The 17,640-nt window shown below is 45.8% G+C and carries 15 protein-coding genes; 8 read left to right on the forward strand and 7 right to left on the reverse strand.

Translation table 11 applies throughout. The features are described from left to right. Nucleotides 1-303 precede the first annotated feature (303 nt). Entirely contained in the window at nucleotides 304-816 is a 513-nt protein-coding gene (locus tag FTU82_RS10785) for a hypothetical protein (RefSeq protein WP_005098102.1), read from the forward strand. A gap of 75 nt (nucleotides 817-891) precedes the next feature. Here the strand turns inward: FTU82_RS10785 and dusA are convergent, their stop codons facing one another. Further along, nucleotides 892-1,917, reverse strand: a complete 1,026-nt coding sequence (gene dusA, locus FTU82_RS10790; protein ID WP_005098100.1) for a tRNA dihydrouridine(20/20a) synthase DusA — start codon at nucleotides 1,915-1,917, stop codon at nucleotides 892-894. A 272-nt stretch (nucleotides 1,918-2,189) separates the two neighbouring features. Here dusA and FTU82_RS10795 point away from each other — a divergent pair, with 272 nt between their 5' ends. Continuing rightward, nucleotides 2,190-2,834 carry a hypothetical protein gene (locus tag FTU82_RS10795; protein WP_074383528.1) on the forward strand — a complete coding sequence of 215 codons (645 nt, stop codon included), beginning with the start codon at nucleotides 2,190-2,192 and terminating at the stop codon, nucleotides 2,832-2,834. 14 nt (nucleotides 2,835-2,848) lie between these two features. On the opposite strand, the gene FTU82_RS10800 is transcribed toward FTU82_RS10795, so the two are convergent. Then, on the reverse strand, nucleotides 2,849-4,036 hold the full coding sequence (locus tag FTU82_RS10800; protein ID WP_005098097.1) for an MFS transporter: 1,188 nt from the start codon (nucleotides 4,034-4,036) through the stop codon (nucleotides 2,849-2,851). A gap of 972 nt (nucleotides 4,037-5,008) precedes the next feature. Between FTU82_RS10800 and FTU82_RS10805 the strand changes: the two genes are divergently transcribed. Genes FTU82_RS10805 through FTU82_RS10815 form a run of 3 tightly spaced genes read left to right on the forward strand, consistent with a single transcriptional unit; the run spans nucleotide 5,009 to nucleotide 7,920 of the window. Next, the gene (locus FTU82_RS10805; protein WP_074383527.1) at nucleotides 5,009-6,136 is read left to right on the forward strand and encodes a Re/Si-specific NAD(P)(+) transhydrogenase subunit alpha; all 1,128 of its coding nucleotides are present in this window, start codon (nucleotides 5,009-5,011) and stop codon (nucleotides 6,134-6,136) included. Between the two features lie 11 nt (nucleotides 6,137-6,147). Then, nucleotides 6,148-6,471, forward strand: a complete 324-nt coding sequence (locus FTU82_RS10810; RefSeq protein WP_004281642.1) for a proton-translocating transhydrogenase family protein — start codon at nucleotides 6,148-6,150, stop codon at nucleotides 6,469-6,471. 3 nt (nucleotides 6,472-6,474) lie between these two features. Further along, the gene (locus FTU82_RS10815; RefSeq protein WP_180001505.1) at nucleotides 6,475-7,920 is read left to right on the forward strand and encodes an NAD(P)(+) transhydrogenase (Re/Si-specific) subunit beta; all 1,446 of its coding nucleotides are present in this window, start codon (nucleotides 6,475-6,477) and stop codon (nucleotides 7,918-7,920) included. A 258-nt stretch (nucleotides 7,921-8,178) separates the two neighbouring features. Here the strand turns inward: FTU82_RS10815 and rsfS are convergent, their stop codons facing one another. The 5 genes from rsfS to FTU82_RS10840 all read right to left on the reverse strand — a co-directional run bounded on the left by rsfS (nucleotide 8,179) and on the right by FTU82_RS10840 (nucleotide 14,104). Continuing rightward, nucleotides 8,179-8,586: a ribosome silencing factor gene (rsfS, locus tag FTU82_RS10820; protein ID WP_005098092.1), complete on the reverse strand. Its 408-nt coding sequence runs from the start codon at nucleotides 8,584-8,586 to the stop codon at nucleotides 8,179-8,181. A gap of 81 nt (nucleotides 8,587-8,667) precedes the next feature. Further along, nucleotides 8,668-9,456 (reverse strand): hydroxypyruvate isomerase family protein, encoded by a 789-nt coding sequence (locus FTU82_RS10825; RefSeq protein WP_100329839.1) that lies wholly within the window; start codon nucleotides 9,454-9,456, stop codon nucleotides 8,668-8,670. A 40-nt stretch (nucleotides 9,457-9,496) separates the two neighbouring features. After that, complete coding sequence (locus FTU82_RS10830) at nucleotides 9,497-10,366, reverse strand: NAD(P)-dependent oxidoreductase (RefSeq protein ID WP_179999653.1); 870 nt, start codon at nucleotides 10,364-10,366, stop codon at nucleotides 9,497-9,499. A gap of 36 nt (nucleotides 10,367-10,402) precedes the next feature. Next, nucleotides 10,403-11,191, reverse strand: coding sequence for a crotonase/enoyl-CoA hydratase family protein (locus FTU82_RS10835; RefSeq protein ID WP_100329837.1), 789 nt, complete (start codon nucleotides 11,189-11,191; stop codon nucleotides 10,403-10,405). 105 nt (nucleotides 11,192-11,296) lie between these two features. After that, nucleotides 11,297-14,104 (reverse strand): ATP-binding protein, encoded by a 2,808-nt coding sequence (locus FTU82_RS10840; protein ID WP_180001504.1) that lies wholly within the window; start codon nucleotides 14,102-14,104, stop codon nucleotides 11,297-11,299. Nucleotides 14,105-14,470: 366 nt separating this feature from the next. Between FTU82_RS10840 and cysM the strand changes: the two genes are divergently transcribed. Genes cysM through rlmD form a run of 3 tightly spaced genes read left to right on the forward strand, consistent with a single transcriptional unit; the run spans nucleotide 14,471 to nucleotide 17,620 of the window. Then, on the forward strand, nucleotides 14,471-15,400 hold the full coding sequence (gene cysM, locus FTU82_RS10845; protein ID WP_180001503.1) for a cysteine synthase CysM: 930 nt from the start codon (nucleotides 14,471-14,473) through the stop codon (nucleotides 15,398-15,400). 18 nt (nucleotides 15,401-15,418) lie between these two features. Continuing rightward, on the forward strand, nucleotides 15,419-16,237 hold the full coding sequence (locus tag FTU82_RS10850) for a 3'-5' exonuclease (RefSeq protein ID WP_005098085.1): 819 nt from the start codon (nucleotides 15,419-15,421) through the stop codon (nucleotides 16,235-16,237). Between the two features lie 6 nt (nucleotides 16,238-16,243). Next, entirely contained in the window at nucleotides 16,244-17,620 is a 1,377-nt protein-coding gene (rlmD, locus tag FTU82_RS10855; protein ID WP_005098083.1) for a 23S rRNA (uracil(1939)-C(5))-methyltransferase RlmD, read from the forward strand. Nucleotides 17,621-17,640 lie beyond the last annotated feature (20 nt).

The raw sequence follows: 17,640 nt of genomic DNA on the forward strand, positions 1-17,640 counted from the left end.
TTGCTATAGACCACATTTAAGTTTAAATATGAACACCCCGAATCAGACGTATGAGCAAACTAAAACCGAGCTAATTGCTTAACTCGGTTTGAAGTGGAATACTGTCAATCTATTTCAGGACAAGACATTTTTATCATTTATTCAAAAAGCTGTAGAAATCTTAAATAATTTAGTCATGATTCATGCACTGCTTATTTCTTGTTTTTTCAAAAAAGCATAAAATAGGTCACAGAATAAGCAAGCATAACAATACTGCATATATCAGCTATAAGCAGGAACAGGAAAGAAAAAGAAGGAGGCGCTATGAGAACAATCATTGTGTTATGGATGATCGCCTGTCTGGCTGGATGCAGTTACTTTGTCTCGATGGATGAATTGGCCAGAAATATTCAAGCGCAGATGCAACAGGAATTTAATTCCAATCAGGATTATCAACGCTATCGTTTTACTGTGCAGAAGGTCAAAATTGTCCAGCGGCAGGGCAATCAATTTAAAGCGATTTCTCATCTGAATTATCAGGGGGAGGCATATCCGGTCAATGTCAAAATTTTTAAGGTCGATGGAGGCTATAGGTGGTCGATCGAAGAGGATGCCTTTGCTTTTATTGATGAAATTGAAATAGAGCAATACCGGCAGCAACTGGATCGGGAGTTACAGCAGCTGGCTTCAGCCTTAGATGACCTGGAACCTGTAGATGAGTCAAAAGAACATGAGCGCGGTTCTCTGGTCACACCCATTGCCGAGCCAGAATTTCAAGGTGTTTCTTATCAGGAAGAACCGGTTCCGGTCGGTAATATCACCGCATATACTCAATAACGTCTTCGCTCATCTCTATAAAAAAGCACCGATCATCGGTGCTTTTTTATATCGATTAGACTTTTAAATTCGTATTTAGGATTCAACTTGCTGATGTTCACGCACATAGTCTTCAGTACGTTGCATTGCTTCTTGAATATTAAACAGCGCAGTTTCCACATCTTTCAAGGTTTTGGCATTACCACCGCTTAGTGCCTGACGCCATTTACGTGCACCCGGCAAGTTCTGGAACAGTCCTAAAATATGACGGCTAATAATTGACAATGGTGCACCTTCTGCCATGCGCTGGGCAATATAAGGCAGCATTTGTTGCATGATCTCGAAACGATCCGGTGCATCCAGATTCCACAATTGGCCCAGTTCAGCCAATAAGTACGGATTATGATAGGCTTCACGACCAATCATCACGCCATCGACATGTTTGAGATGTTCCAGCGTTTCGGCATAGGTCTTGATCCCGCCATTGATTTCAATCAGCAGATCAGGACGATCCTGCTTCAGGCGATAAACATCTTCATAACGCAGGGGCGGCACATCGCGGTTTTCTTTAGGCGATAGACCTTTTAATAAGGCAATGCGCGCGTGTACGATAAAATTATTGCAGCCGGTTTTGGCTACGGTATCGACAAAATGCAGCATTTCTTCATAAGACTGCATATCATCAATCCCGATCCGGTGTTTTACAGTCACTGGAATATCCACCGCATGCTGCATTTCAGCAATACATTCCGCGACTAAATCGGGTTCAGCCATGAGGCAGGCCCCAATTTTATTATTCTGTACCCGGTCACTCGGGCAACCCACATTTAAATTGACTTCGTTATAACCCCAATCCTGTGCCATCTTGGTACAGATCGCGAGATCTTTAGGATTCGAGCCACCAAGTTGTAGTACGATCGGCTGTTCTTCGGTGTTAAAGTCCAAATGCCGTTTGGCATCCCCATAAATGATGGCACCTGTGGTGACCATTTCAGTGTACATAATCACATTTGGGTTAAACAGACGGGCAAAGAAGCGATAGTCTTTGGTGGTCCAATCCATCATCGGCGCCACACTGATTCGTGGTTGAAGTTTATTTTCAATGGTGGTCAGATCAGTCATTCAAAATTACGCCTTAACGAAATGGAAGAAGAAGGGATGAATAAATCGCCCAAAGATTATTTTTTTGCCCAAGCCCGCTAGGCCAATATCGCAAAAAAAGAGGGCGTAATACTAGCATAAAATCAGCAGAACAACCCGGCGAACTTGAGTCAAGCCAGTAAGTCCAGGACATGAAACAAGAAATAAAATTAGAATTCCAAGTCATTCCAGAATGGTATATTTTGATAGTAGAAACACCAATATAAAAAATGATAGAAATAAGGAGAATAATTATGCTGTTATTGGAGGAGATTTATAAAAGCCATAAAGCACAAAATTCAGCACATTTTAACTTAAAAATTCATCGTGGCTTAGGCTGGTTTAAAAAAGCGCTAGACTTGGATCAAGATCTGGATTTTAAATTCATCAGTCTATGGATTGGTTTTCAGGCTATTTATGCAGAAGAGGATGATCGGGTTCAGGGAAAGGATAAGCTGCATCAATTTCTAGAAATACTTTGCCAAAATGATCTGGACCAGAAGATTAATCATATTGTCTGGGAAAAGTACAGTCAGCCAATCCACTCACTCTTAGCGAACCCCTATATGGAACAAAGTTTTTGGGATTATCGTCACCAGAAAATTAGTCTGGAACGCTGTAATGCTGAACTGGAAACACAGAAAAAAATCATACAGCATGCTTTAAATGAGCGGAATTCTGTCGAAATTTTAGTCGGGGTGTTTCGTCGTTTATATACATTACACCATCAGCTCATGCAGGGCGGAATTACCTATCATAGTTCCCTGAACCACAAGTTACTCGAGGAAAGCTGTCGGATTCTGGCCGCTTTGCTGCCGGTCTTTATCTGTATTTTATTGGAAAATTCAGTTGCTCTAGATTTAAATAAACCTTTCTATCCAGCGGCTCAAGTCAGCTAAGTATAGTTAAGCATCTAGGCTGCTGTCCGGGCGTGATGCCATTGATCCAGTAAGGCGAATAGGGTAGCGCCTAGGGCCAGCCCGAGTCCTGCCATACAGGTCATGCTCCAGCCCCCATGATGCCAGGCATAAACCCCTAAGGCTGAACCACAGGCACCGCCAATAAAATACAGGGTCATATACAGTGAATTGACCCGTGATTTGGCATCGGGGCGCAGGCGGAAAATCACATTCTGATTACAGCTATGCGTAATCGCCAACCCCAGATTAATCAGTCCATAGCCCAGAATATAGCTCAGCAGCGATACCGCACCAAAATATAGGAACAGCCAGCTCCCAATCAGGATCGAACAGCCAATCCAGCTCAAGGTTTTGATATGGCCCCGATCGGCCCATTTACCAATGAATTGAGTCGACAATGCGCCAAAGACGCCGACCAGTGTCACCAGACCGACCATGACATCAGACAGCTGGAAAGGTTCTTGGGTCAGCAGCAGGGCAATGGTCGAGAACAGCATGCTCATGGCGGCAAAAGCACAGGCACCGGTAAGAGAGCGCAAGACCAATCGTGGTTCATGTTTTAATAAGCTCGCCATAGATTTGAAAATCGCTGCATAGCTGATTCTTAGGCGTGGCAGACTCGGTAATTTTCCTCGCAGATAAAAACTTAAAGCCAGCATGCTGATGCCACTGACGATATAGATCATTTTCCAGTGAAACAGGTCGGACAATAATCCCGCAATACTGGTCGAGAGCAGAATACCGACCAGCAAGCCGCTCATCAGGAAACCCACTACTTCTCCAGTTTTTTCCGGTTTGACTGCCATGGTGGCCAAGGGAATCAGAATCTGTGCAGCCACGGAAAACAGTCCGGCAATGATGGTGCCAACCCACAGCATCGGCAGGTTTATCGCACTGGCACAAATAAATAAACCTGCAGCTGCACCCAGCATGAGAAAGGGAATCAGCTTGGTTTTATTCAGCATATCGCCCAAAGGTACAATAAACAGCAGGCCTAATGCATAAGAGATTTGAGCAAAGGTAACGGTGAGTGCCACTTGTGATTCCGGCACCTGATAATATTGCTGAATCGATGAAATCAGTGGCTGGCAATAATAGTTGGCGCCGGCACATAAACCACAGGCAATCGCCATCAGCCATAATAAGGGCTTGTTTTGACTGATATCGAGGGGCGTGTTCATAGCAGCAACCTTATCTAAGCCGAGGAGAATTTAAAACAAGCAGCGCATTGATGCAGGAATGAAAGGCACTATAAGTGAGAACTTTAGGCTTTAAAAGTAGAAAAATATTACAATGACTCAATGAAAAGATCTTAGATCGCAAGGACTACACAAGACTTGAATTAGAAAACCAGTCAGGAATGATCAGGTTGCCAGATTTTTGATCAATAGCTGGCTTTATTACAACGCATAGGACAAAGAAAGAACGGAAAATCCCCTGAAAATGAAAAAAATTAAATAATGGCTCTCATTTTATGCGCAGATATGGTGCATAAACTTTATTTTAGTCACTTATTCGGTTTATGACATTAATATAATAAATGGTCAGCAAGATTTTTGTTCCTCTTGGTCTGATCATTTTAGAGATAAGTGACCTTTAGACCCACAGATCTCGTTGTGTCACATCCATCAATTCAACCTCAGCCTGATGGGTGCTAAATCATAACTAAATTGAATAAAAGGTATTACTTTACAGATCAGATAGCTTATCTGGAATAAGTTCTTTATTTGTCAATAAAGTCAAATTTAGAAAACTTGGAGAGCTAAAGTGCCGCTGTCCTTAGCAGAGAGACCTATTCAGAAACGGGTAGCATAAAGAACCAAAACAGGAATTTTGGTCAGAAAGATCAATGTAACAAAAAAAATCTCAAGTAGGCGGCTTATCAGCCGAGCGCATTTTCAGGTTTTCATTCAGGTAAATGAATATCGTTTATAAAATAATCAAATATAAATATTTGGCGTATATAAGCCATGCACCAGTACAGCAACATTTTTATGAATCATCAGTTCAATATATAGGCATTTATTAAATAAATAGTAGGTAGTAATTTCAAACAGTTTGATTAGAATCCAAAAATTCAACAAGAACACATCCTGAGGGGAAGCATCGTTTAAGCGATGTTTACTTAAGAAAAATTAGCTTGAGGAACGCTCATGCAGATCGGAATTCCAGCCGAAACTGTTGTCGGTGAAAATCGCGTCGCTGCGACGCCAGAGACAGTAAAGAAATTGATCAGCGCAGGACATAGCGTGATTATCGAACGTAGTGCAGGGCTTAAAGCTGCCTATATCGATAGCGCCTATGAACAAGTTGGTGCCAAAATTACGGATGATGCCTACACCGGCAGTCAATTGATTTTAAAAGTTCGTGCACCGAAAGGTGAGGAAATTCAAAAACTCAATCCGAACACCGCCATCGTGGCGATGTTTGATCCTTACCGTAATACTGAGCTTGACCAATTTGCGGCACAGAACGTGTCTGCATTTGCATTGGAACTTTTGCCACGGACCTTGTCTCGTGCGCAGAACATGGATGTCTTGTCTTCTCAAGCCAACCTTGCAGGATACAAATCGGTGCTTTTGGCTGCGGCTGAATACCAGCGCATGTTCCCGATGCTAATGACGGCTGCGGGGACGGTCAAACCGGCCCGTGTGGTGATCATGGGCGTCGGGGTCGCGGGTCTGCAAGCCATTGCCACTGCAAAACGCTTAGGCGCTATTGTGGAAGCCACAGACTTGCGTCCAACAGCAAAAGACCAAGTGGAATCATTGGGCGGTAAATGGCTGGACGTGCCGATGTCTGCCGAAGAGCAGCAAAAAGCGGCGGATGCGGCCAAGAATGGTTATGGCTGGATGCCAGGTGAGGAATACATCCGCGATCAGGCTGCCATTGTGGATAAAGCCGTATCAAATGCTGACATTGTGATTACCACAGCGCTTTTACCCGGCCGTGATGCACCGCGTTTAATCCGTGCTGAAACAGTTGCGAAAATGAAACCGGGTTCAGTCATTTTAGATATGGCAGTGGAATCGGGCGGTAACGTTGAAGGTTCGAAATGCGGTGAAACTGTGCATACCGACAACGGCGTCAAAATTTTGGGTATTCCCAATATTCCTTCGACTGTATCGACTGAAGCATCGGCTTTATATGCACGTAACGTGTTTAATTTTGTCGAAACGCTGTTTGATGCCGATAAGAATTTTGTCCTGAATCCAGAAGAAGAAATTCAAAAAGCCCTACTTGTCACTCATGCCGGCCAAGTGCTGCTGAAACGTGGTTAAGGAGAAGACTCATGGTTGAAACAATTACGATTTTTGTCCTTGCTATTTTCGTAGGTTACTACGTGGTGTGGGGGGTAACGCCAGCATTGCATACGCCGTTGATGGCGGTCACCAATGCCTTGTCATCGATCATTATTGTCGGTGCAATGATCCAGACTGTTGGTCTGCCGGTGATCGGCGTTGAAGGCAGCGTGGATTTCCAGACCATTAACGTGGTGAGCGTACTTGGCGCAATTGCAGTATTCCTGGCGAGCATTAACATTTTCGGTGGCTTTGCCGTGACTGCTCGTATGCTGGAAATGTTTAAACCTAAGCAAAAGAAAAAAGAGGGTTAATCCATGGAAATGATTCGAGAATATGCGGATTGGTTCTACCTGATTGGTGCCGTTCTTTTTATCCTGACGCTACGTGGTTTATCAGGTCCTAAAACTGCAATCCAAGGTAACCGTTACGGTATGATCGCCATGGCGATTGCAGTATTGACCACCTTCTTTGTTGCAGATAATCCTGTGGTGTGGATGATTGTGGGCGCAATGGTAGCAGGTGCGGTGGTGGGTATTGCCCGTGCGCGTACTGTCCCTATGACCCAAATGCCAGAAACTGTGGCGCTGATGCACTCATTGGTGGGTCTGGCTGCGGTCTTGATTGCGATTGCTGCAATTATTCATAACAACAAACTGATTGAACTCGGTCCAGACCTTTTGGCGGCCAATGGCGTCAATTTCCATGAAATGAGCCGTGTTCATTTATTTGAACTGTTCGTGGGTTGTTTTGTCGGTGCAATTACCTTTACAGCATCAGTCTTTGCTTATGGAAAACTGGCTGCGAAGAAATGGGCAAAAACCATTTCTGGCGCATGGGTAAAACCTGTTCAGGCCATCATCTTTATTGCCATGTTGGTGTTTGGTTTCATGTTCTTCTCAACAGGGAATATGACCGCATTCTGGGCAATGACAGCACTTGCACTGGTCTTTGGCTGGGTATGGATTGCACCTGTCGGTGGTGGTGATATGCCGGTGGTGGTCTCGCTACTCAACTCATTCTCTGGTTGGGCTGCAGCCGGGATTGGTTTCACGCTTGAAAACAACATGCTGATTGTGGCAGGTTCACTGGTCGGTTCTTCAGGTGCGATTCTGTCTTATATCATGTGTAAAGCCATGAACCGTTCAATCATCAACGTTCTGTTTGGTGGCGCAATGGGCGGTACAGCGGTTGCAGCAGCTGATGCAGGCGATAAAGCGCCACGTAACCACCGTTCTGGTTCAGCAGATGATGCGGGCTTCCTCATGTCAAATGCGGACAGCGTGGTGATTGTACCGGGTTATGGTATGGCGCAAGGTCGTGCACAGAATGCGGTCAAAGAACTTGCGAACATCTTAAAAGAGCAGGGCGTAACCGTACGTTTTGCAATTCATCCGGTGGCAGGTCGTATGCCAGGTCATATGAACGTATTGCTGGCTGAAGCTGACGTACCCTATGAAGATATTTTAGAGATGGATGAAATCAACTCTGACTTCCCGGCAACGGATGTGGTGCTGGTGATTGGTGCAAACGACGTTGTCAACCCGGCAGCCAAAGATGATCCAACATCGCCGATTTATGGCATGCCGATTCTGGAAGCGCATAAAGCACGTACTATTATGGTAATCAAACGTTCAATGGCGACCGGTTATGCAGGTCTGGACAATGACTTGTTCTATAACGACAAGACCATGATGATCTTCGGTGATGCCAAGAAAGTGGTGGAAGATATGACCAAAGCCATTAATGGTACGGGTCACTAATCATTTAAATCCCCCTAAGTCCCCCTTTAATAAAGGGGGATTTTTTATTTTATATTTTGGAAAAAAGATGATTGAGCGGTCATCGAACGTCTATGTTTATGATGAATTTATCCTAAAATACCCATCAAATCGGTGCATAAGACAAGATGAAAATTAAAGAAAAATAGCTGTAGCTTGAGTTGTATTAATGCTTATAAAGTCCGATGAACAGGCAATAAAAAAGCGACCTACACAGGTCGCTTTTTTGAATATTTGATTTTACGCTACAGAGTTTGTATCTGCAGGATTGCGCCATAAGCTTTCTAGATCATAGAATTTACGCGCTGTTGGAAGCATACAATGAACCACTACATAACCGAGGTCGATGAGGATCCATTCAGCATCACGTTCGCCTTCAATACCAAGCGGACGGAAGCCAGCTTTACGTGCTTCTTCAGCAACGTTATTGGCCAGTGATTTGATATGACGTGTCGATGTGCCGCTTGCAATGACCATAGCATCAGCCACATTACTGATACCGCTGACATCAAGCTCAACAATTTCTTTTGCTTTTACATCTTCAAGTGCAGCATGTACGACTTTTAAGCAGTCCTGTACAGCTTGAGAATTTGAATTCATAGTAAGATCGTGAGAATTAGAAGCGCTGGGCGATGGTTCTAAATTCATGGGGTGTGTAATTTCCTAACAATTATGCATGGTCTAATATAGCGGTTTTAGTGCTGAATTTCAAATGAAGCCGCAGTCCACTCAGTCATGCTCCGGAAAGAATTCGGCTTTCCAGACAAAGGAGTCATTGGAATGCTGCATCGGCTTATATTCGGCAGCGACATAAGCTTGATATTGACTATGTTTTAACCACTGAAATATATCATGATATTGAATGGACGCCGTATTGGGTTGATGTCGTCCCGGACAATCCGCAAACTGGATATGACCAATCAGGTGAATATTTTCTTTTAAATTTTCCAGTACATCTTCGCCCATCATCGCCATGTGATAGCAGTCATACTGCATTTTTAAGGCCGGATGATTGACTGCTTCCAGCATTTCCTGAGCTTGTGCAACATTTTGAATCAAAAAACGTGGCATATCGGTGCCATTGACCATTTCAAAGACCGGTTCAATTTGATGCTCGAGCAGCATTGAACAGGCCATTTTCAGATTACTTGCCAGCGTATTCAGGCAGGGCAACAGGTCACAATCCAGAGGCTGTTTGCCTGCCAGAATATTGACCCGAGGTACATTTAAGGCCGTGGCATACTGGATGGCTTGTTCAACAGCATGACGGAACTCGATTTCCCGCCCCGGGATACCGGCCAGGCCATGGCCGCCCTGCATTAAATCACCGGCAGGCACATTAATCAGGCATAAGTTCAGTTGATGGATGCTGAGCTGATTTTGAATCTGGCCAATCGTTAATTCATAAGGAAACTGGATTTCGACATGATTAAAGCCCTGTGCTCGAGCCAGTGCGAAGCGTTCGATGAGTGGCACTTCGGTAAAAATCATCGACAGGTTAACGGCGAGTTTAATCATGTATTTTCCTTATACATTCAGGGTATTACAAAAGTAAAAATTATGCGTGCTTGAGCTGTTGAATCACAGTGGCCAGATCGGCCTCGGCAAAGCCCTGGGCCTGATGGATTTGCAGCTGTGATAAGGCCTGAGTCGCGACCGGAACATTCAGGTCAAAGCTTTGGGCCAGTTGCACGGCATTGTTCAGATCTTTAGATAAGGTCTGCACTTTCCATTGCACCGGTTCGAAAGTTTGTGTGGCCATACGTGGCGCCAGAATCTGGAAAGGTTTGGAATCGGCAAAACCACCCGCCAAGGCAGGTGCCAGTAGGCGTGTATCTACACCTGCAAGGCCCGCCAATGCCACTGCTTCCGCGATCAGGGTACTATTGGCTGCGACAATGAGCTGATTACAAATTTTGGTCGCCTGACCAGTACCGGTGTCGCCCATACGGGTAACGCGCTGTGAAAGTGCTGCATAAATTGGGTCAAGATGTTCAATCATTGTGGCATCACCACCGGCAAAAATCACCAGACTGCCCTGTTCAGCACCTGCGGTACCGCCTGAAACTGGGGAGTCAATCCAGTTCACCTGTCTGGTCTGTGCTTGTGCTGCAAGCGCGTGGGTTTGCTGCACCGAAAGGCTGGAAAAATCCACAATGATTTGATCGGCAACCAAATACGGCACGATCTGCTCAAAGACCGATTGCACCGCCTGATCATCTGCCAAGCAAGTCAAAATCACTGGATAATCCGCAATCTGATTCAAAGACAGCGCAGTTGCACCCAAGTCGATTAAGGGATGGCAAGCCGCCGAGGTACGGTTCCATACCGCGACCTGAAAACCTGCCTGTAGTAGACGGGTCGCCATCCGGCGTCCCATCAGGCCCATACCCAAAAAGGCAATCTTAGTATCGCGATTTAACTGCATGCTTTTTCTTATTCCTTGCTTGGACTCTAACTCGATTTAGTTATATTGGCGTGGCACGAACTGGACTTCCGGATTCTTGTCCTTTTTGCGAGCCAGCTGACTGTTTTTACCTAGCAATAATTTGAGCTGCCAGATTTTTTCCATACGTAAAGATTTATTTGGGCGATGCTGCATGGCATCCAGTACAAACTTAGAGGCCATCAGGGCATCCGGAGAGCGTTGCAGCATTTCCTCAGCCAATGCTTGTGCGCGTGCCAGTGGTTCTTGATCCACATGGGTAACCAGACCAATCTCTTTGGCATAGGCACCGTCAAAAATCCGGGCAGTCAAGGTCAGCTCTTTGGCCAGATCAATCCCAATCAGGCCTTTCAGCGAACGGCTGAGTCCCATATCTGGTACCAGTCCCCAACGGGTTTCCATAATCGACATTTTGGTATCAGGATGTGCAATACGGATATCTGCGGCCAGAGCAAGCTGCATACCAGCGCCAAAACAGAAGCCCTGCATCGCAGCGATCACCGGCACCGGTAATTCCTGCCAGACCAGAAAGGCTTTCTGGAACAGGCTCTGACCCGGACGGATTAACTCCCAGGCCGCATAGGCACGATTTTTAGGATTATTTAAATCGGCCAGATCAATGCCGGCACTAAACACCTGCGCTTCACCGGTTAAAATGACGCAACGGATACTTTTATCTTTTTTGATTTTCTGCGCAGTCGCAACCAGTTCACGCAGCAGGGCAAAGCTCATGGCATTGCGTTTATCCGGGCGATTCAGTGTAACTGTGGCAATGCCGTTATTTTTTTCCAAGCGCACGAGTGACATGGCATTCTTCCTTATTTTTCCTGAGCCGAGCATAGCATGTGGCCTATGAGCTTGCATGACAGCTCAGTCATACTTTCTAAGTCACGGACTGAGCAGCTTCAAGTTTTAATTCAAATGTTGTTTCAGAATTTGCTGGGCGGCCTGTTCAACTTGTTCGACCACGGCTTTAAGTTCATCAAAATGTTTCAGCACGTCTTGAACAAAGTTTTCGTCGGCCTTGCGACGTTCTTTGCGCAGGGTTGAAACGAACTGTTCAAATCCGCCCGTGACTTTCTGCAAAGTCGGTGCGCCGACATAGCGGGTTGCACCATATAAACGATGCAAGACATGTTCCAGTTGCGGGAAATCTTCCAGCTCAATTAACTGCTGCATTTCAGTGAGTTCATCGGCAAAACTGTCGACCAGCATGCGCAACAGGTCTACTGCCAGATCTTCCTTATTGGCTGCCAGTTGCAGGCTTTGCTGCCAGTCCAGAATATTCGGATCCAGTGCATCAATCACATGGGCGCGTTCCAGCACTGGAAGCCGTTTAAAATGTTCGGTGGTCCAGTGGGTCAGAATCTGCACAATCTGCTCGATCTGGATCGGCTTGGTGACATAATCATCCATGCCATTTTGCAGCAGCTTATGTTTTTCATCTGACAGCGCATGTGCAGTCAGGGCAATAATCGGCAGTCGGTTATGGTTTTCAAAGGTCGATTCCAGTGAGCGAATCGCACGTGTGGTATCAATTCCCGACATCACCGGCATCTGAATATCCATAAAGACCAGATCAAAAGCCGGCTGTTTCTGCTCATAACGGCGCTGGATGATATCAATCGCTTCCTGTCCGCTCAGGGCTTTGCTGGTGGTGACATTCAGTTCAGCGAGTAATGCTTCCAGAACAATCAGGTTGGGCAAATGGTCATCGACGGCCAGAATATGCAGACCCTGACCATTAAAGTCTTCATGCTGTTCCTGATCGAAGACCGGTTGATTGCCCAGCAGCTGAATCAAGGCACTGCGGCTGAGTGGCTGATGCAGAGCACGGGCACGATGGTCGTTCAGCATGCTTGGATCGAGTTGCATCTGATAACCATATACGGCCAAATGACCCTGATAACGCGAGCGGATCTCGCGTAACAGGACTTCGCTGTCGCCACTATGATCGACGATGAGCCAGGTGTTTTCAGAGTTCTGTAGATGATTCAGGCGGCTAAACAGATCCAGAATCGATGCGCATTCAATATGCTTGACCTGATAATTTTCCAGATAATGACGCAAGACGTTCGCGGTTGCCGGATGGGCCAGATAAGACACCACCGTCAATTCATTGAAATCTGGATGATCAATTACAGTATCTTCATCGACCAGGAATTGTGCAGTAAACCAGAAAGTCGAGCCTTTTTCGGTTGGGGCACGTTCCTGATTATCTTCAAAACCAATCTGGCCATGCATCAGGCTGACCAGCTGTTTGGAAATGGCCAGCCCCAGTCCTGTACCGCCAAACTGACGGGTGACCGAAGTATCGCCCTGTGAGAAAGATTCAAACAACTTCTTACGATCGGTACCACTCAGGCCAATGCCGCTGTCCTGTACACTAAAATGCAAGACACATCGATCGATGCCATCATGTTCCATACGTGCCCGCACGATGATTTCGCCATCCGGAGTGAACTTGATCGCATTGGAAATCAGGTTGGTCAGAATCTGCTTAAAACGTAAGGCATCGCCAATCACATGTTTCGGTACACTGTCCGCATAGTAAAACGCCATATCAATATGTTTTTGCGCGGCCAGTGGCGAGAGCATGTCCATCACATCAAAAATGGCTTCTTCCAGATCAAAAGCTGCTGTTTCCAGTTCCAGTTTGCCGGCATCAATTTTGGAAAAGTCCAGTACATCATTAATCAGTGCCAGCAAATGCGCCGAAGATTTACGAATGGTCTGCAAATATAAGCTTTGCTCATTGCTGAGATTGCCCTGACGCAAGAGCAGATGAATAAAGCCATCAATACTGTTTAGCGGGGTACGTAGCTCATGGGAAATGTTGGCCAGAAATACCGACTTGGCCTGATTGGCCGAGATTGCCTGGTCACGTGCCTGACGGTAGGTAATATTCTGGACTTCCAACGTGTCCAGAGTACGGCGTAAATCATCTTCGGTCTGTTCGGTATGTTCGCGCAGTTCCAGAAAGCTGAAATGCAGACGTTTCACCACATTGGCGATATCACGCTGCAATAAACGCAGTTCTCCAGTGCTGTTAATCACCATATGCTGACCCAGGGTGTCGGCATTCAGGCGTTGCAGCTGCATGCGAATTTCATACATCGGTGCAATCCAGCGCCGTGAGTAGAAATTCAGACAGAGTAATAACAGCAATAAGGTCAACAGACCGGTCGCAATCAACACGATCAAGACCCGGTAACGGGCAATTTCCAGCGGCTGATTATCCAGTTCAATTGCCAGCCAGCCTTTAGAAAAACTGTTTTCATTCACTTTAATGGCATAAATATGATTGTCTTTATGCAGAATCGGGCCAATAAAGTTACCGCTTTTATCAAAATCGGGCCAAGCGGCCTGTTCCTGAAAGCCGATACCTAAACGATTCTTGCCACTGTCATCCAGAATGGCTGCCCGAACCAGGTGTTTTTCATTGAGCATATTCTGCATGGCATTGTGGGCCTGATCATATTGCCAGGGATACAGGCTTAAAATATCCAGTGCATACTCAGACGTGCCTTGAAAACGCGTCATAATGGCAATTGCCATCTGCTTTTGCTGGGCACGTGCGGCATTCGAGGTTTCAGTCAACACCAGCATCGCGCCAACACAGGCCAAAATAGTAATCGGCACAAAAATCAGCGCAATCAACTGTCCATAGGCGTGATTTAAGTGTAGGCGTTTAAACAGCTTTTTATTGATCGTTGACATGATTTAAGCAGTATTTTCTTTATGTCTGGCATATTAGCATGCTTTAAATCGACAGTTAAAATTTAAGCATTATTTTTATAAGGGTTCAGATCAACCTTTAAAAATACAAGAGATTTCAGTTAAATGATTGCCGAAATACAGTGAAAAGCGGGCGATGAAGACTTCAGTCGTCTGAAAGTCCGGGGCTGAAAATAACGCTTTTATATTCACAGCTGAGCTGCTTGATCTTGCTAAATCACAGGGAAATGAAGTTTATAGCAGGATACTGAGTCTGTTTTAGAGAGTTTCCTGAAAAAGCAGTGCTAAATGGATGCAGGGAAAAGCATTTTTTCATACAATAGCCGCACCTCGATATAGGTGCACACAATGAGTAATACCACCCCCGATTTTCAAGCAGATGAATTTTTGTTAGACCACTATGTCGGCAAAACGCCACTGGTGCGTTTACAGCGTCTGGTAAGTCACACTCAAGCTACAGTACTCGCGAAACTCGAAGGCAATAATCCGGCAGGATCGGTCAAAGACCGTCCGGCCTATAATATGATCATGCAGGCGGAAAAACGCAGTCAGATCAAGCCGGGTGATACCCTGATTGAAGCAACGAGCGGAAATACGGGGATTGCATTGGCGATGGTCGCAGCGATGCGTGGCTATAAAATGAAGCTGATCATGCCGAACAATATGAGTCAGGAACGTAAGGATGCGATGCGTGCTTATGGTGCCGAGCTGATTGAAGTTACCAAAGAACAAGGCATGGAAGGTGCACGTGATCTGGCCGCTCAAATGCAAAATGATGGCGTGGGTCTGGTACTGAATCAGTTTGGCAATCCGGATAATGTCGAAGCACATTATCTGACTACAGGTCCTGAAATCTGGCAGCAAACCGGTGGCAAGATTACCCACTTTGTCAGTTCTATGGGTACAACCGGCACTATTATGGGTGTCTCGAAATATCTGAAGGAAATGAATCCGGAGATTCAGATCGTGGGTTTACAGCCATCTGATGGTTCAAGCATTGCCGGAATCCGTCGCTGGCCGGAAGAATATCTGCCGACCATTTTTGATCGCAGTCGCGTGGATCGTATTATCGATATTCCACAAATTGAAGCTGAAAAAACCATGCGTAAGCTGGCGCAGAAAGAAGGCATCAGTGCTGGTACTTCATCTGGTGGTGCAGTGTGGGCTTCCATAAAGCTGGCGGAAGAACATCCGGATGCCGTCATTGTGTGTATTATTTGTGACCGTGGTGACCGTTACTTGTCTACAGGGTTATTCTCTGTGCAAGATTCTGAATAATTATTTGAGCACTGTGTTATGCGCCTGCCTGTTTTAACTTTCGATATTGAAACCCAAACCGATCTCAAATCAGGCGCGCATTTATTTGGTCTGGACTTGCCTGAAGCAGATCTGGATCAGGCCCTGACCAAACTGCGCCGTCAGGATTCAGGCTCTGATTTTCAGCGTCCGCCCTTGCATGAAATTGTCTGTATTTCCGGTTTATGGATCGATGAGCAGGGCATGAAGCTGTTTTCTTTTAGCCGGGAACAGCATTCTGAAGCGGAAATTTTAAGAAAATTCTTATCGATTTTTGATAAGCGTCATCCGACGCTGGTCAGCTGGAATGGTTCACAGTTTGATTTACCGGTGATTTTATACCGTGCCATGTATCATGGACTCTCTGCACCGAGTCTATTCGATCAGGGCGAAATTGACACGCAAAAGCGTTATAATAACTACCAGAATCGTTACCATCATCGTCATGTCGACTTAATGGATGTGATGGCCATGTTCCATGCGCGTCATTTCCAGAAGCTGGACGATGTTGCACATTTGCTGGGTTATCCGGGTAAACGCGGTGACGGGGCCTATCGGGTTCCTGAATATGTCCGCAATCAGCAATGGACCGAACTGACCTCTTATTGTGAAGGCGATGTGCTGAATACCTGGCTGGTCTATATCCGCTGGCTGTTGTTAAAAGGACAGCTGTTATTGCCGGATTATCAGCATTTGCTGCACAGTACGATTCAATATTTGCATACCCAACCGCAGCATGCGGACTTTTTATCGGTTTGGCGTGAAACGTCACAAAGAACTGACTTTACCCGTTTTGATTTTCCAACTCCCACATCCTAGGTTTTCATGAAGCATCGAGCACACACACGTCCTACCCAGCAACCCGAGTACATTTTTCAGGTTGAGTCACTTTCGCATGAGGGACGTGGCATCGCTCATTATGGTTCACACCCGGATCATCCACCGCATAAACACGGCAAGAAAGTCTTTATCCGTTATGCCTTGCCCGGTGAAACCGTGCGTGCTCGCATTACCCGTGAAGTTAAAAAACTGGAAGAAGCTGACAGTCTTGAATTACTCAGCGAAGCTTCCGAAATTCGCGTCAAGCCGATCTGTGCACATTTTGGGGTCTGTGGCGGCTGTAATATGCAGCATATCGCAGCCGATGCACAGATTGAACTAAAACAGAATGTGCTGAAATCGCATTTACAGCATTTTGCTGGCATCCAGCCTGTGCAGTGGCTTGCACCGCTACGTTCCGAGCGTGAAGATTATCGCCGTAAAGCCCGGATCGGAGTGCGTTATCTGCCGGCTAAGGACACATTGGTGGTGGGTTTTCGTGAGAATCAAAGCAATAAATTAACCTCGATTGATCGCTGCATGATTCTGGATCGTGAATTTGGATCGCTTACAAGCCTTAAACAATTGCTGCAAAGTCTCAATGGCAAGGCTGACATTGGTCATATAGAATTGGCCATGGGGGATCAGGATATTGCCTTACTGGTGCGTGAAACTGCAAAATTATCAGTGGCTGATGTCAACCAATTGCGCGAATTTACGTTACAGAAAGGCTGGCAACTGTATGTGCAGCCTGCCGGCAAAGATACACTCTCGCGAATTGATGCTCCAGATGCCGCGGCGCGCTTGCACTATAGTCTTGATGACTTTGATGTGAAATTCGGTTTTAATCCTGTGGACTTCACTCAGGTGAATTCGACTATCAATCCGCAAATGGTAGCGCTGGCATGTAATTTGCTACAGCTGCAACAGGGTGAGCGGGTTCTGGATCTATTTTGTGGATTAGGAAATTTTTCTCTAGCACTGGCACGCTGTGTAGGCACATCCGGTCAGGTGATTGCGGTGGAAGGGAGTGAAGAAATGGTGCAACGCGGTGCGGAAAATGCCAAAAATAATGGTATTGCCCAAGTTGCTTTTTATTCACAAGATTTAACCAAAGATTTCTCGCACCAGACTTGGGCAAATCAAGGTTTTGATGCATTATTGATTGACCCGCCACGTGCTGGCGCAGAAGAAGTCATGCATTATCTTCCTCAGTTTGGCGCAAAAAGAATCGTTTATGTGTCATGTAATCCTGCGACACTCGCAAGAGATGCAGGGCTCTTGGTACAACAGGGTTATCGCCTCACTCAAGCCGGAGTGATGGATATGTTCACGCATACTGGGCATGTTGAATCGATTGCATTGTTCGAAAAAGAAAATTAAATGAACGATTGAAGAAATGA

It is taken from the genome of Acinetobacter sp. YH12151, assembly GCF_013418355.1.
Taxonomy (GTDB): Bacteria; Pseudomonadota; Gammaproteobacteria; order Pseudomonadales; family Moraxellaceae; genus Acinetobacter; species Acinetobacter pseudolwoffii.